General features: G+C 62.1%; 13 protein-coding genes. 6 read left to right on the top strand and 7 right to left on the bottom strand.

The annotated features are described in order from the left end of the window. Window positions 1-8 precede the first annotated feature (8 nt). The gene (gene lnt, locus PSH78_RS03820) at window positions 9-1532 is read left to right on the top strand and encodes an apolipoprotein N-acyltransferase (RefSeq protein ID WP_305498599.1); all 1524 of its coding nucleotides are present in this window, start codon (window positions 9-11) and stop codon (window positions 1530-1532) included. 169 nt (window positions 1533-1701) lie between these two features. On the opposite strand, the gene PSH78_RS03815 is transcribed toward lnt, so the two are convergent. Together PSH78_RS03815 and PSH78_RS03810 are read right to left on the bottom strand one after the other, a co-directional pair. Continuing rightward, complete coding sequence (locus PSH78_RS03815) at window positions 1702-2463, bottom strand: YdcF family protein (protein ID WP_305498597.1); 762 nt, start codon at window positions 2461-2463, stop codon at window positions 1702-1704. Window positions 2464-2566: 103 nt separating this feature from the next. Beyond that, window positions 2567-2887: a hypothetical protein gene (locus PSH78_RS03810; RefSeq protein WP_305498595.1), complete on the bottom strand. Its 321-nt coding sequence runs from the start codon at window positions 2885-2887 to the stop codon at window positions 2567-2569. 293 nt (window positions 2888-3180) lie between these two features. On the opposite strand from PSH78_RS03810, the gene leuS reads away from it, so the two are divergent. The 5 genes from leuS to PSH78_RS03785 all read left to right on the top strand — a co-directional run bounded on the left by leuS (window position 3181) and on the right by PSH78_RS03785 (window position 9267). Beyond that, window positions 3181-5787, top strand: coding sequence for a leucine--tRNA ligase (gene leuS / locus PSH78_RS03805; protein WP_305498593.1), 2607 nt, complete (start codon window positions 3181-3183; stop codon window positions 5785-5787). 90 nt (window positions 5788-5877) lie between these two features. Beyond that, complete coding sequence (gene lptE, locus PSH78_RS03800; RefSeq protein WP_305498591.1) at window positions 5878-6483, top strand: LPS assembly lipoprotein LptE; 606 nt, start codon at window positions 5878-5880, stop codon at window positions 6481-6483. Between the two features lie 39 nt (window positions 6484-6522). Continuing rightward, window positions 6523-7560, top strand: a complete 1038-nt coding sequence (gene holA / locus PSH78_RS03795) for a DNA polymerase III subunit delta (protein WP_305498589.1) — start codon at window positions 6523-6525, stop codon at window positions 7558-7560. Window positions 7561-7707: 147 nt separating this feature from the next. After that, window positions 7708-7872 (top strand): alternative ribosome rescue factor ArfA, encoded by a 165-nt coding sequence (arfA, locus tag PSH78_RS03790; protein ID WP_030140368.1) that lies wholly within the window; start codon window positions 7708-7710, stop codon window positions 7870-7872. Between the two features lie 72 nt (window positions 7873-7944). Next, window positions 7945-9267, top strand: coding sequence for a lytic murein transglycosylase (locus PSH78_RS03785; protein WP_305498588.1), 1323 nt, complete (start codon window positions 7945-7947; stop codon window positions 9265-9267). Between the two features lie 112 nt (window positions 9268-9379). On the opposite strand, the gene PSH78_RS03780 is transcribed toward PSH78_RS03785, so the two are convergent. The 5 genes from PSH78_RS03780 to PSH78_RS03760 form a co-directional block, all read right to left on the bottom strand. Beyond that, the gene (locus tag PSH78_RS03780; protein WP_305498586.1) at window positions 9380-10318 is read right to left on the bottom strand and encodes an LD-carboxypeptidase; all 939 of its coding nucleotides are present in this window, start codon (window positions 10316-10318) and stop codon (window positions 9380-9382) included. Window positions 10319-11112: 794 nt separating this feature from the next. Further along, window positions 11113-12135: a lipoyl synthase gene (lipA, locus tag PSH78_RS03775; RefSeq protein ID WP_014340371.1), complete on the bottom strand. Its 1023-nt coding sequence runs from the start codon at window positions 12133-12135 to the stop codon at window positions 11113-11115. A 1-nt stretch (window position 12136) separates the two neighbouring features. Next, window positions 12137-12784 (bottom strand): lipoyl(octanoyl) transferase LipB, encoded by a 648-nt coding sequence (lipB, locus tag PSH78_RS03770; RefSeq protein ID WP_305498585.1) that lies wholly within the window; start codon window positions 12782-12784, stop codon window positions 12137-12139. Next, window positions 12784-13059 carry a DUF493 domain-containing protein gene (locus PSH78_RS03765; protein WP_053125656.1) on the bottom strand — a complete coding sequence of 92 codons (276 nt, stop codon included), beginning with the start codon at window positions 13057-13059 and terminating at the stop codon, window positions 12784-12786. The genes lipB and PSH78_RS03765 overlap by 1 nt, the downstream gene beginning before the upstream one ends. An 82-nt stretch (window positions 13060-13141) precedes the next feature. Further along, window positions 13142-14299 carry a D-alanyl-D-alanine carboxypeptidase family protein gene (locus PSH78_RS03760; RefSeq protein ID WP_305498584.1) on the bottom strand — a complete coding sequence of 386 codons (1158 nt, stop codon included), beginning with the start codon at window positions 14297-14299 and terminating at the stop codon, window positions 13142-13144. Window positions 14300-14434: the final 135 nt, after the last annotated feature.

The raw sequence follows: 14434 nt of genomic DNA, 5'->3' as shown, positions 1-14434 counted from the left end.
GGAAACACATGCGCTGGATAACCCGCCCCGGCTGGCCCGGTAACCTGCTGGCCGTGGCGGCCGGCGCGATCACCACCCTGGCGTTGGCACCCTTCGACATCTGGCCGCTGGCATTGCTCGCGGTCGGGTTGTTCTACGCCGGCTTGCGCGAACTCTCGCCCCGCCAGGCCCTGGGCCGTGGTTGGTGTTTCGGTTTCGGCCTGTTTGGCGCCGGCACCAGCTGGATCTACGTCAGTATCCACAACTTCGGCGGCGCCTCGGTGCTGCTCGCCGGTCTGTTGATGCTGTTGTTCATCGCCGCCATCGCCTGGTTTTTTGCCCTGCCCGCCTGGCTGTGGGCGCGCTGGCTGCGGCGCAACGAAGCGCCCCTGGCCGACGCTCTGGCCTTCGCCGCGCTGTGGTTGGGCCAGGAAGCTTTCCGCGGCTGGTTCCTGACCGGTTTCCCGTGGCTTTATTCCGGCTATAGCCAGCTCGACGGCCCGCTGGCGGGGCTCGCGCCGCTGGGCGGGATGTGGCTGATTTCCTTCACCCTCGCCCTGACCGCCGCGCTGCTGTACAACGCTTCCTGCCTGCTGCGCGCCGGGCGCAAGGGCTTCATCGCGGCGGGCCTGGTGCTGCTGGTCGGTCCGTGGGTCGCCGGCATGGCGCTCAAGGGCCACGCCTGGACCAGTCCTTCGGGCGACCCGCTGAGCGTGGCGGCGATCCAGGGCAATATCGAACAAAGCATGAAGTGGGACCCCGAACAGCTCAACGCGCAATTGGCCCTGTACCGTGACATGAGCCTCAGTTCCAAGCGCGTCGACCTGCTGGTCTGGCCGGAAACCGCGGTGCCGGTGCTCAAGGAATCCGCTCAGGGTTATCTGGACATGATGGGCAGCTTCGCCGCCGAGCGGCATTCGGCGCTGATCACCGGCGTGCCGATTCGCCAACTGGTGCGCCACGAGAAACGCTACTTCAACGGCATCACCGTGACCGGCGAAGGCGATGGCACCTACCTCAAGCAGAAACTCGTGCCCTTCGGCGAGTACGTGCCGCTGCAGGACCTGCTGCGCGGGCTGATCGCATTCTTCGACTTACCCATGTCGGATTTCGCCCGGGGTCCGGCCGATCAGCCGCTGCTGCAAGCGAAGGGTTACCAGATCGCCCCGTTCATCTGCTACGAAGTGGTCTACCCGGAATTCGCCGCCAGCCTTTCGGCGCGTAGCGACCTGCTGCTGACCATCAGCAACGACACCTGGTTCGGCACTTCGATCGGCCCGTTACAGCATCTGCAAATGGCGCAGATGCGCGCGCTGGAAGCCGGCCGCTGGATGATTCGTGCCACCAACAACGGCGTGACCGGCCTGATCAACCCCTTCGGCCAGATCACCGTCAGCATCCCGCAATTCGAGCGCGGCATCCTCTACGGCGAAGTGGTGCCGATGCAAGCCCTGACGCCTTACCTGCAATGGCGTTCGTGGCCGTTGATCATCCTGTGCGTGTTGCTGCTGGGCTGGGCGTTGATGGCCGGACGGATGGCCAGGACCGTTTGACACACCTCTTGTAGGGCTGGATATCTCTGTGGCGAGGGAGCTTGCTCCCGCTCGGCTGCGCAGCAGTCGCAAAACCGGACAGTGCGGTTTACCTGAAGCACTGCTGGGGCCTGCTTCGCAGGCCAGCGGGAGCAAGCTCCCTCGCCACAATAGCGTTCACCTTGATAAGTCAGCGGTAGAACAACCAATACCCCACCTGCCCCACCGCTTCATTCATCAACTGTCCCGACTGCCAGATCGACTTGAACTCCGGCATCCAGCCGCCCAATGGCCGGGCGTTATCCTGGCCGAGAAACCCCATCGGCGCGGGAACCACCTCGAAACCCGCCCGCTGGAAGCTCCAGACTGCGCGCGGCATATGCGCAGCATGGGTCACGACGACCACGCGCTTGACCCCTTCAGGCAACAGGATCTGCGCGCTCATCTGGGCATTTTCCCAGGTCGTGCGGCTGCGCTCTTCCAGCCAGCGTACGGTCACCCCGTGATCATCGAGCATCGCGTCGGCCATCAGCTTCGCTTCGCTGGGCGGAGTGCCGTAGTGCAAGCCACCCGTAGTCAGCACAGGCAGGCCGGACGCCTTGGCCAGGCGCGCCGCATAACGCTGGCGCTCCAGACCGATACCGGTGGGCTGGTCAGTGCCCCAGGCCAGGTCGCCTCGCTCACGACCGGACCCCAGCACCACGATGGCGTCGGCACGCTGAGCCAGGGTTGCCCATTCACTGCGCGCCAGTGGCGGCTCACGCTCCAATGCCTCGGCGCTCCACTGCACCACCACCGGCAAGCTCATCAGCCAGAAACCGCCCAGGCCCGCGGCAAAACACAGGCGAGCCAGGCGCGGCCGGGAGTCGCGCCACCACCAGGCAAGCGCCAGCAGGAGTAAAAGAATGCTGGGCGGCAATAAAAGTTGTTTGATGAAATAACGAAACGGCATCGGGCATCTCCAAAGATGCCCGAAGCCTAGGTGGGTTGACGCAATGCGACAACAGATTCGAAAAAAGCCGAATCAAAAAAAAGCGACACGCGTGGATCCGGCTTCACTTGAACTGCAGCGACCGGACCTTTACAGCATCCTTGTCGGGCGTCCGGTCCTTGAGCCAGACAACCTTGGCCGGACGGGGCGCATCGAGACGCTTGTTTGCCTGGACACCACTGGAGGAGGCCTGGTGCCCGACCTGCTCAAGGTAAGCCTTGACCACTTCGAACTCTGCGGGGCTCAAGCCGCGTAGTTCCAGCTCTGCCGGGCGCTCATCACGCAAGCGACCGGCGGTTCTTGCCGCGTCCAGGGCGACCCCGAGACGATCGATCAGTTTTTCGTACAACTCAGGTGTAGCGACTTTTCGTTGTAATTCAACCATCCCTCACCTCATTGAAGATAAGACTCACTCCCCATTGAGAAGCTTAGCTTCGCTGGGCAAACCGGCAGGACGCCGCGACCAACGGCCCTGAACGCCGGCCGTCGGCAATGGTCGGCAACGCCTGGACACGCAATCAAGGTTTCCCTCGGCAGAGCGCGGTCATGTATGCTACGGCGCTTCCTGTAACTCCACTTCCAGCCTGGCTGGGCATCGAAAACGCCGCATCCGGCGTCGTCTGCGTCCAGCATGGCAATGAAGAGGATTGGGCCACCCCATTCAGTACAAAAGTAGCCATGCACGAACACTACCAGCCCCGTGAAATCGAAGCCGCCGCCCAGTCGTTCTGGGATGAGCAAAAGTCCTTTGAAGTCAGTGAACAGCCAGGCAAGGAGACGTACTACTGCCTGTCGATGTTCCCTTACCCCAGCGGCAAGCTGCACATGGGGCACGTGCGCAACTACACCATCGGCGACGTGATCTCCCGCTACCAACGCATGCAGGGCAAGAATGTCCTGCAACCGATGGGTTGGGACGCCTTCGGCATGCCGGCGGAAAACGCCGCGATGAAAAACAACGTGGCCCCTGCCAAGTGGACCTACGAAAACATCGCCTACATGAAGACCCAGCTGCGCAGCCTGGGCCTTGCGGTGGACTGGTCCCGCGAGGTCACCACCTGCAAGCCCGAGTACTACCGCTGGGAGCAGTGGCTGTTCACCCGCCTGTTCGAAAAAGGCGTGATCTACCGCAAGAACGGCACCGTGAACTGGGACCCGGTGGACCAGACCGTACTGGCCAACGAGCAGGTCATCGACGGTCGCGGCTGGCGCTCCGGCGCGCTGATCGAAAAGCGCGAGATCCCGATGTACTACTTCAAGATCACCGCCTACGCGGATGAACTCCTGGAGAGTCTCGACGAGCTGACCGGCTGGCCCGAGCAGGTCAAGACCATGCAGCGCAACTGGATCGGCAAGTCCCGGGGCATGGAAGTGCAGTTCCCGTACGACGTCGCCTCCATTGGCGAAGCCGGCACCCTGAAAGTCTTCACCACCCGTCCGGATACCCTGATGGGCGCCACCTACGTAGCCGTGGCCGCCGAACATCCGCTGGCGACCCTCGCGGCGCAGAGCAACCCCGAGCTGCAGGCGTTCATCGCCGAATGCAAGGGCGGCAGCGTCGCCGAAGCCGATGTCGCCACCCAGGAAAAGAAAGGCCTGCCGACCTCGCTGTTCGTCGAACACCCGCTCACCGGCGAGAAACTGCCGGTGTGGGTCGCCAACTACGTGCTGATGCACTATGGCGACGGCGCCGTGATGGCCGTGCCGGCTCACGACGAACGCGATTTCGAGTTCGCCCACAAGTACAACCTGCCGGTCAAACCGGTCGTGCGCACCAGCGCCGGTGACCAGACCCCGGCGCCATGGCAGGATGCCTATGGCGAGCACGGTGAGCTGATCAATTCCGGCGCGTACAACGGCCTGGATTTCGCCGGCGCATTCGATGCCATCGAAGTCGCCCTGATCAAGAAAAACCTCGGCGCCTCGCGCACCCAGTTCCGCCTGCGTGACTGGGGCATCAGCCGCCAGCGCTACTGGGGCTGCCCGATTCCGATCGTGCATTGCGACACCTGCGGCGACGTACCGGTACCGGAAGACCAGTTGCCTGTGGTCCTGCCGGAAGACGTCGTACCCGATGGCGCCGGCTCGCCCCTGGCGCGCATGCCCGAATTCTACGAATGCAGTTGCCCGAAATGCGGCGCACCGGCCAAGCGTGAAACCGACACCATGGACACCTTCGTCGAGTCCTCGTGGTATTACGCCCGCTACACCTCGCCGCATTATGAAGGCGGCCTGGTGGAAAAATCCGCGGCCGACCACTGGTTGCCGGTGGACCAGTACATCGGCGGCATCGAACACGCCATCCTGCACCTGCTTTACGCGCGCTTCTTCCACAAGCTGATGCGCGATGAAGGCCTGGTGAGCTCCAACGAGCCGTTCAAGAACCTGCTGACCCAAGGCATGGTGATCGCCGAGACTTACTATCGTCGCGAAGCCAACGGTGCCTACACCTGGTTCAACCCGAGCGACGTCGAACTCGAACGCGACAGCAAAGCCAAGGTCATCAGCGCCAAACTGATCGCCGACGGCCTGCCGGTGGAAATCGGCGGCACCGAAAAAATGGCCAAGTCGAAGAACAACGGCGTCGACCCACAGTCGATGATCGATCAGTTCGGCGCCGACACCTGCCGCCTGTTCATGATGTTCGCTTCGCCACCGGACATGAGCGCCGAATGGTCCGACTCCGGCGTCGAAGGCTCGCACCGCTTCCTCAAGCGCGTCTGGCGCCTGGCCCAGGCTCACGTCAACCTGGGTCTGCCGGGCAAACTGGACCTCGCCGGCCTGAACGACGAGCAGAAGGCCATTCGTCGCTCGATTCACCTGGCGATCAAGCAGGCCAGCCATGACGTCGGCCAGAACCACAAATTCAATACGGCCATCGCCCAAGTGATGACGCTGATGAATGTGTTGGAAAAAGCCGCGCAAGACACCGAACAGGATCGCGCGCTGGTTCATGAAGGCCTGGAAGCGGTGACGCTGCTGCTCGCGCCAATCACCCCGCACATCAGCCATGAACTGTGGAATCAACTGGGTCACGCCGACCCGGTGATCGACGCCGGTTGGCCGGTGGTGGACGAAACAGCGCTGGTACAAGACAGCCTGACCCTGGTCATCCAGGTCAACGGCAAGCTGCGCGGCCAGATCGACATGCCGGCCGCCGCCACTCGCGAAGAAGTCGAAGCCGCCGCACGCGCCAACGAAAACGTACTGCGCTTCGTCGATGGCCTGACGATCCGCAAAGTGATCGTCGTGCCCGGCAAACTGGTCAATATCGTCGCAAGCTAATTGGATCGGGCGTCCAGGCCATCGGCCGGACGCCGAATATGACCTGCGGGGCCGCACAGTCGGCCCATGGGTTTCAAGGGGAGCAACAAGATGATCAAACGTAATCTGCTGGTTATGGGCCTGGCGGTCCTGTTGAGCGCCTGCGGCTTCCAGCTGCGCGGCACTGGCACCACCGAGCTGGCCATCAAGGAACTGGACCTCAGCGCGCGGGACGCTTATGGCGATACCGTGAAACTGCTGCGTCAGACCCTGGAAAACAGCGGCGTGAAAGTCTACAGCGGCGCACCGTACAAGCTGGTATTGGCAAGCGAACAGCAAAGCCAGCGCAGCCTCAGCTATGCCGGCGCCGGTCGTTCGGCCGAGTACGAGCTGACCAACGTGCTGACCTACGAAATCCGCGGCAACAACGGTCTGTCGTTACTGGACGACAAGCTGCAGGTGCAGAAGGTCTACCTGCACGACGGCAACAACATCACCGGTTCCGATCAGGAATCCGTCGAAGTGCGCGGCGAAATGCGTCGTGAACTGGTCCAGCGCATGATGTTGCGCCTGCAACAGCTGAGCCCGGCTCGACTGGACCAGCTGCAACAGACCGCCGACGCTCGCGCCAAGGCCGAAGCCGAAGCGCTGGAAGCGGCACGCAAGGCTGAGGCGGAAACTCCGCAACAGTCGCCGTTGCAGATCCCGGCCCAATAAGCCTTGCGGGGCGCTCCGGCGCCCCGCTCGCCTGCGCCTATGAAACTCGCTCCCGCTCAACTCGGCAAACACCTGCAAGGCGCCCTCGCGCCCGTCTATATCATCAGCGGCGATGACCCGCTGCTGTGCCAGGAAGCTGCCGACGCCATCCGTTCTGCCGCCCGCCAGCAAGGTTTCGACGAACGTCAGGTGTTCGCCGCCGACGCCAGCTTCGATTGGGGTACGTTACTGCAGGCCGGGGCAAGCATGTCGCTGTTCGCCGAGAAACGCCTGCTGGAACTACGCTTGCCCTCCGGTAAACCCGGTGACAAGGGCGCCGCCGCGCTGATCGAATACTGCTCGCGGCCCGCCGAGGACACGGTACTGCTGATCAGCCTGCCGAAACTCGACGGCAGCGCGCAGAAAACCAAGTGGGGCAAGGCGCTGGTCGAAGGCCAGCAGACTCAGTTCGTGCAGATCTGGCCGGTGGATGTCAGTCAGTTGCCCAGCTGGATCCGCCAGCGCCTGTCCCAGGCCGGCCTGTCGGCCAGCCAGGACGCGGTTGAGCTGATTGCCGCCCGGGTCGAAGGCAACCTGTTGGCCGCCGCCCAGGAAATCGAAAAACTCAAGCTGATGGCCGAGAGTGGCCAGATCACGGTGGAAACGGTCCAGGCGGCCGTGGCCGACAGCGCACGCTTCGATGTCTTCGGGCTTACCGACGCAATCCTCAACGGTGAAGCCGCCCACGCCTTGCGCATGCTGGAAGGCCTGCGGGGCGAAGGCGTCGAACCGCCGGTGATTCTCTGGGCGCTGGCCCGGGAGTTGCGCCTGCTCGCGAACCTGTCGTTGCAATACAGTCAGGGCGTGCCGCTGGACAAAGCCTTCAGCCAGGCCCGGCCGCCGGTATGGGACAAACGCAAACCGTTGATGAGCAAGGCGCTGCAACGTTACTCGGCATCACGCTGGGCGCAATTGCTGCTCGAAGCCCAGCGCATCGACGCACAGATCAAGGGCCAGGCCGCAGGCTCGCCGTGGATGAGCCTGAGCCGGTTGTCGCTGTTGATGGCTAGCCAACGGCTGTCATTACCCGCTGAATAAACCGGTACCTGTGGAGAGGGAGCAAGCTTCCTCGCCACAAACTCCGTTCACTCAGGTGACATATCCTGCACAGCGCAGGGACTGGACAAAACCCCAGCCCTGACCCATCATCTGCCCCGCTAAACCCAACCTGTGAGAGATCCCATCATGAGCAAAAAGCCATCCAGGCATGGCCCCAACAAGGCCAAGTCCATCGTCGCCCAGCCCCTGTTCCGCAGCCGCCAGGAACGACCCGCCAAGGGTAAAGGCAGCTACCGCCGCGAAGCCTTCCAGTCTGACAACTGGGAGGCTTCTTGCTTTCTGGCAGCCTGAAACACTCGAACAAGCTCTACAGCCCCTGCCCATGTTAAGGTCAGCACTTGATTCGTTTATCTGGACCCGTGCATGCCCCTTTGCCTTTCCCGTCGTTGGCCACTGCGCCAATTGATAGCTGCCGCAAGCGTTGCGTTATTGGTCGCCTGCGCTGAAAAACCCACCGCCGCCGACGCCCAACCGCTCAAGACCCTGCCTGCCGTGACCGCACCGGCCATCGTGCCGCCCGTAGTGCCGACCGGGGAGAACCTGGATATTGCGCCGACCCAGACCTTCGCCGAATGGCAAGCCGGGTTTCGCAAGGAAGCACTGGCCGCCGGGATCCGGGCCGACCTGTTCGACCGTGCCTTCATCGGCGTCAGCCCGGACATGAGCGTGATCAAGGCGGATCGCAGCCAACCTGAATTCAGCCGGCCGGTATGGGAATACCTTGATGGCGCCTTGTCACCTTTGCGGGTGCGCAAAGGCCAGACCTTGCTCCAGCAGCACGCCGACATCCTGCAAAGCATCGAACAGCGCTACGGCGTTGATCGCCAGGCGCTGGTAGCGGTGTGGGGCATGGAGAGCAATTTCGGCCAGTTCCAGGGCACCAAGTCAGTGATCAACTCCCTGGCCACCCTCGCCTACGAAGGACGGCGCCCGGGCTTTGCCCACGCACAACTGATTGCCGCGCTGCAAATTCTGCAACAGGGCGATATCACCCCGGAAAAAATGCTCGGCTCCTGGGCCGGCGCCATGGGCCAGACCCAGTTCATTCCAACCACCTACAACACCCATGCAGTGGACTTCGATGGCGATGGGCGTCGTGATATCTGGGGCAGCGCCACCGACGCCCTGGCCTCGACCGCGCATTACCTGCAAAGCTCCGGCTGGCAGCGCGGCCAACCATGGGGATTCGAGGTCTCGCTCGGTGAAGGCTTCGACTACACCCTGGCCGATGGCACGATTCGCAAACCCGTCTCCGAATGGGAGCGCCTGGGCGTTTCCGAATATGGCGGTTTGCCGATTGCCCCGGATGATAAACAGCTCTCGGCTTCCCTTCTCCTGCCGGCAGGCCATCGCGGCCCGGCATTCCTGATATTCGATAACTTCCGAGCCATCCTCAAGTACAACAACTCATCGTCCTACGCCTTGGCGGTTGGGCTGTTGTCGCAGCGCTTCGCCGGCGCAGGCCTGGTCTACGGCCAGTGGCCAAAGGAGGACCTGCCCCTGAGCCGCAGCGAACGTATCGAATTGCAGACCCTGCTGGGCAAGCACAACTACGATGCGGGCACGCCCGACGGCATTATCGGCGCCAACACCCGCAAGGCGATCCGCGGCGCCCAGCAGTCCTTTGGCTGGCCGGCGGATGGGTATCCGACGCACAAGTTGCTGGAGGCGTTGCGTAGTCGCTGAATCGATGTAGGGCGGCTGACGCCATCGCGAGCAAGCTCGCTCCCACAGGTGTTCATATATCCCCTGTGGGAGCGAGCCTGCTCGCGAAGACTGACTACCAGGCAACAAAAAATTAGCGACTGAACACCACATCCTGCTCCAGCACCAACCTCTTCCCCCCCGCATCCAGCGTCACCAGCGCGCCCATCGGCAACGTCAGGTTCGGATCGCAGTGCCCGCTGCGCCAGCCGGACAACACCGGAATACGCAGTGGTTCGAAGGTCTGCTTGAACAAGCGGTTGAGCGCCTCGCCATCCACACCGGCGACATCCCCCAACAGCACGCCTCGCAGCTTCGCCAGGGTGCCTGCCAGCCGCAATTGGGTCAGCAGACGGTCGATGCGATATAGCGGTTCATTGACGTCCTCAACCAGCAGGATCACGCCTTCGGCATCAATTTCGTAGGGCGTGCCCATGGTCGCGGCGATCATCGACAGATTGCCGCCCAGCAGGCGCCCATGGGCGATGCCGGGTTCCACGGTGGTCAACGGATAGGCTGCGGGATGGCTCAGTACGTCACCCGCTTTCAATTGGCCGCGCAGCAGGCTGAAGAACGAGGTGACGGTCGGGGGTTCCTTGTCGCCCAGCAGGTCGGCGTTGAGCAACGGCCCGTGAAAGGTCACGAAGCCGGCGTAACGGCTGATTGCCAGGTGCAGTGCGGTGATGTCGCTGTAGCCGACGAAGGGCTTGGGGTTTTGTTTAATAAGCTGGAAGTCGATGCGATCGAGCAGGCGGGGGGTGCCGTAGCCTCCGCGCAGGCAGATGATCGCGTTTACCTCTGGGTCGGCGAAGGCGGCGTGCAGGTCGTTGAGGCGTATTTCGTCGCTGCCGGCCAGGTAGCCGTCTTTTTCGTAGACGCCGGGGAAGATTCGCAGATCATGGCCCCTGGCGCGCATCCATTGGATAGCTTTTTCCGTGTCCAATGGGGCCGGCCCGGCGGGGGCGATCACTCCGATCAGGCCTTTTTGAAGGAGGGCCGGGACGGGGTGGTGTGGGATCAGGGTGTGGGCCATGGGTTTTCCGGTTCTTTGATCGTGTGAATATCCGTTTCTGCGGTAATGGCTACTTAGGGTTCCGCTCTTACAGCGGCTCACTTTTGGAAGAGCGCCAAAAGTAAGCAAAAACGCTCTGCCCCACCACTCGGTGCCTCGCCTAGGCTCGGCATGCCCTCACTCCGGCATTGCTCCGTGGGCCCGCCGCGAAGGGCCATCCATGGCCCAGCGCGGCTATCCCGGCATCCATGCCGGGATGCCCACTCCACAATGCCTGCGTTCGGCCAGCGTGGTTTAACGGGGCGCTCAAATCAAGATCAGGATCAAGATCAAGATCAAGATCAAGATCAGGATCAGGATCAGGATCAAGATCAAGAGCGGTCGGGGCGGGGCGGGGCTGGTATTCATGTGGCTAACCACCGCTATCGCGAGCAGGCTCGCTCCCACAGGAGAAACGCGATCCATCAGAAACCAGGTCGGCCCCAAAGCCGCCTAGCTTTTGCTTTTTGCTTTTTGCTTTTGATCTGGAGCGCCCCGTTAACCACGATGGCTGAATGAAGGCATTGCGCAGTGGGTAACCCGGCATGGATGCCGGGTTAGCCGCGCTGGGCCATGGATGGCCCTTCGCGGCGGCCCACGGAGCGATGCCTTCGTTCAGGCATGCCGAGCCTAGGCGAGGCACCGAGTGGTGGGGCAAAGCCTTTTTGGTTACTTTTTTGGCGTCTGAAAAAAGTGACCCGCCGTAAGGGCGGAACCCTAAGCCGCCGTTACGCTAAAACGGATATGCACACCACCCAGAAAAACCCAACGCCAAATCAGGACCCAAGCAACTCAGCCTTGACTAACTTAGCCTGCTCATCCGCATGATACGAAGACCGCACCAACGGCCCCGAAGCCACGTTCTTGAAGCCCATCTTGTACCCCTCCTCCGCAAACCAGGCAAAGGTATCCGGATGCACAAAACGCTGCACCGGCAAATGGCTACGGGAAGGCTGCAGGTACTGGCCCAGGGTCAGCATGTCGATGTCGTGCTCACGCATGCGCTTCATGACCTCGATGACTTCCTCATCAGTCTCACCCAGACCCAGCATCAAGCCAGACTTGGTCGGAATATGCGGCATCATCTGTTTGAAACGCTGCAGCAGGGTCAGCGACCACTGATAGTCCGAACCCGGGCGCGCAGCCTTGTACAGGCGTGGCACGGTTTCCAGGTTGTGATTGAACACATCCGGCGGCTCGGCGGCGGTGATTTCCAGGGCAATGTCCATGCGGCCACGGTAATCGGGCACCAGGGTTTCCAGCTGCACGTTCGGCGACAGCTTGCGAATCTCGCGGATGCAGTCGGCGAAGTGCTGGGCACCGCCGTCACGCAGGTCGTCACGGTCCACCGAGGTGATGACCACGTATTTCAGCTTCAGGTCGGCGATGGCGATGGCCAGGCTTTCCGGCTCGTTGGTGTCCAATGGCTTCGGACGGCCATGGCCGACGTCGCAGAACGGGCAACGACGGGTGCAGATGTCGCCCATGATCATGAACGTCGCGGTGCCGCCAGAAAAGCACTCGCCCAGGTTCGGGCAGGAGGCTTCTTCGCAGACGCTGTGCAGCTTGTGCTTGCGCAGCAGGGCCTTGATCCGGTCGACTTCCGGAGAGACCGGGATGCGCACGCGGATCCAGTCGGGTTTCTTCGGCAGTTCGGTGGTCGGGATGATCTTGACCGGAATGCGTGCAACCTTCTCGGCGCCGCGCAGCTTGACGCCGGCCTCTACCTTGGCACGCGGGGCCGGACGTTCGGTGACGTCCAGCGTCGGGATCATGGTTTGCACTGCATCAGTAGTCATATCAGTCGATTCCGCCCGTGAGGGTCGTCTGCTCAGCATAGTCGAGGTGTTTGACGAGCTGCGCGCGCAGCCGGGCACTTACCTCGGCAAATTCAATCGATCCTGTGTGATCGCGCAGCTGGGTCATTGCCAGCCCTGCATAGCCACAGGGATTAATCCGTCTAAACGGTTCAAGATTCATGTCCACGTTCAACGCCAGGCCATGGAACGAACAGCCATGGCGGATGCGCAAGCCGAGCGAGGCGATCTTCGCCCCGTCGACGTAGACGCCCGGTGCATCCGGCTTGGCCGCCGCGGTCACACCGTAGCTGGCGAGCAGCTCGATCAGGCATGTTTCCATGCGAGTGACCAGCTCGCGCACACCGAACCCCAGCTTGCGCACATCCAGCAACAGATAGGCAACCAGTTGGCCGGGGCCATGGTAAGTCACCTGCCCGCCCCGGTCGACCTTCACCACCGGGATATCGCCCGGCAGCAGCAAGTGCTCGGCCTTGCCGGCCTGGCCCTGGGTGAACACCGGCGGGTGTTCCACCAGCCAGACTTCGTCGTCGGCGCTGGTGCCACGTTCGTTCGTGAAGCGCTGCATGGCGTGCCAGACCGGCTCGTAAGCCATGCTGCCCAGCTCGCGAAAGCCCAGCGTGCCTGGCATCACAACACCATATGCACGAAACCGGTCGCTCGCAGCTCGCTGTTGATGTCGTAGAGCTGTTCCTGGCCGGTGGCAATGATATGCAACTGGATGGTCGTGTATTTGCCGTTGGTACTCTGGCGCTCGGCCAGGGTCTTGTGGTCAACGGTGGCATGTTTTTCAAGGATCGCGATGATCTTGTCCTTGAAGCCCACACCGGTATCGCCGATTACCTTGATCGGATAATCCGCGCAGGGAAATTCGATCTTTGGCGCCTTTACTTCGGAGTCTGTCATGGCGTAACGGCCTCGCAAGCCGTGATAACGAACATGGCCCCGCACCGGAAAGGAACGGGGCCATGCAGGTCAACACTCGAAATCAGTTGAACAAGCCGTAGAAGAATAGACGGATGCTATCCCACATGCGGCGGAAAATACCACCTTCCTCGACCGCGTCCAGCGCGATCAGGTCGGCGCTGTGTACCACCTTGTCGTCCAGTTTGACTTCGACCTTGCCGATCACGTCACCCTTGGCGATAGGCGCGGTCAGCTGAGGGCTCATGGTCATGCTGGCGGCAAGCTTCTTGAGCTGGCCTTTAGGCAAGGTCATGGTCAGGTCCTGCGCCAGGCCGGCTTTCACCTGGTTGCTGGTGCCTTTCCACACCTGGGCCTGGGCCAGTTCGGTGCCCTTCTGGTAGAAGGTCTGGGTTTCGAAGAAACGGAAACCGTAGGTCAGCAGCTTCTGGGTCTCGGCGGCGCGGGCCACTTCGCTGTTGGTGCCGAACACCACGGCGATCAGGCGCATGCCGTCACGAACCGCCGAAGACACCATGCAGTAGCCAGCCTCCTCGGTGTGGCCGGTCTTCAGGCCATCGACGGTCTTGTCGCGCCACAGCAACAGGTTGCGGTTGGGCTGCTTGATGCCGTTCCAGAAGAATTCCTTCTGGGAGTAGATGGCGTAATGCGCAGGGTCTTCGTGGATGATTGCCCGGGCCAGGATCGCCATGTCGTGAGCCGAGGAATAATGCTCGGGGTTCGGCAGGCCGGTCGGGTTCATGAAGTGGCTGTTGGTCATGCCCAGGTCGGCGACCGTCTTGTTCATCATGTCGGCGAACGCGTCTTCGCTGCCGGCAATGTGCTCGGCCAGGGCGACGCTGGCGTCGTTGCCGGACTGGATGATGATGCCGTGCAGCAGGTCGCTGACGGTCACTTGCGAGCCGACCTTGATGAACATCCGCGAACCGCCGGTGCGCCAGGCGTTTTCGCTGACGGTCACCGGATCGTTCTCACCGATCTGGCCGCGACGGATCTCCAGCGTGGCGATGTACGCGGTCATCAGCTTGGTCAGGCTGGCCGGTGGCAGGCGCTGGTCACCATTGTTCTCTACCAGCACATTGCCGCTGCTGGCATCCATGAGGACATAGGCTTTGGCCGCCAGTTGCGGAGGCGAAGGCATCATCTCGACCGCGAACGCGGCCGGAGAGAGAAGCAGCGGGACTAGCAGGCAAAGGCGTTTGGCAAAGGTGGTGATGTTCATCCGTCTCTCGAAATCGCTAATGGGACTGCCCGAAGGCAAAAACTGAACTGGCAATTCTACAAGGAGCTGCCGCGTATTTAAGTTGCTCACTCACAACCCTTGCCGGGCTTTTGTTATTCGTGGAGCCAACAACCT

This window comes from Pseudomonas sp. FP198 (assembly GCF_030687895.1).
Classification (GTDB): Bacteria; Pseudomonadota; Gammaproteobacteria; order Pseudomonadales; family Pseudomonadaceae; genus Aquipseudomonas.
This window is presented reverse-complemented; position numbering and strand designations above follow the sequence as displayed.

What these genes read in the sequence shown, in the direction of transcription:
- lnt (WP_305498599.1), top strand. Translation starts at nt 9, where the DNA reads ATGCGCTGGATAACCCGCCCCGGCTGGCCCGGTAACCTGCTGGCCGTG.
- PSH78_RS03815 (WP_305498597.1), bottom strand. Translation starts at nt 2,463, where the DNA reads ATGCCGTTTCGTTATTTCATCAAACAACTTTTATTGCCGCCCAGCATT.
- PSH78_RS03810 (WP_305498595.1), bottom strand. Translation starts at nt 2,887, where the DNA reads ATGGTTGAATTACAACGAAAAGTCGCTACACCTGAGTTGTACGAAAAA.
- leuS (WP_305498593.1), top strand. Translation starts at nt 3,181, where the DNA reads ATGCACGAACACTACCAGCCCCGTGAAATCGAAGCCGCCGCCCAGTCG.
- lptE (WP_305498591.1), top strand. Translation starts at nt 5,878, where the DNA reads ATGATCAAACGTAATCTGCTGGTTATGGGCCTGGCGGTCCTGTTGAGC.
- holA (WP_305498589.1), top strand. Translation starts at nt 6,523, where the DNA reads ATGAAACTCGCTCCCGCTCAACTCGGCAAACACCTGCAAGGCGCCCTC.
- arfA (WP_030140368.1), top strand. Translation starts at nt 7,708, where the DNA reads ATGAGCAAAAAGCCATCCAGGCATGGCCCCAACAAGGCCAAGTCCATC.
- PSH78_RS03785 (WP_305498588.1), top strand. Translation starts at nt 7,945, where the DNA reads ATGCCCCTTTGCCTTTCCCGTCGTTGGCCACTGCGCCAATTGATAGCT.
- PSH78_RS03780 (WP_305498586.1), bottom strand. Translation starts at nt 10,318, where the DNA reads ATGGCCCACACCCTGATCCCACACCACCCCGTCCCGGCCCTCCTTCAA.
- lipA (WP_014340371.1), bottom strand. Translation starts at nt 12,135, where the DNA reads ATGACTACTGATGCAGTGCAAACCATGATCCCGACGCTGGACGTCACC.
- lipB (WP_305498585.1), bottom strand. Translation starts at nt 12,784, where the DNA reads ATGCCAGGCACGCTGGGCTTTCGCGAGCTGGGCAGCATGGCTTACGAG.
- PSH78_RS03765 (WP_053125656.1), bottom strand. Translation starts at nt 13,059, where the DNA reads ATGACAGACTCCGAAGTAAAGGCGCCAAAGATCGAATTTCCCTGCGCG.
- PSH78_RS03760 (WP_305498584.1), bottom strand. Translation starts at nt 14,299, where the DNA reads ATGAACATCACCACCTTTGCCAAACGCCTTTGCCTGCTAGTCCCGCTG.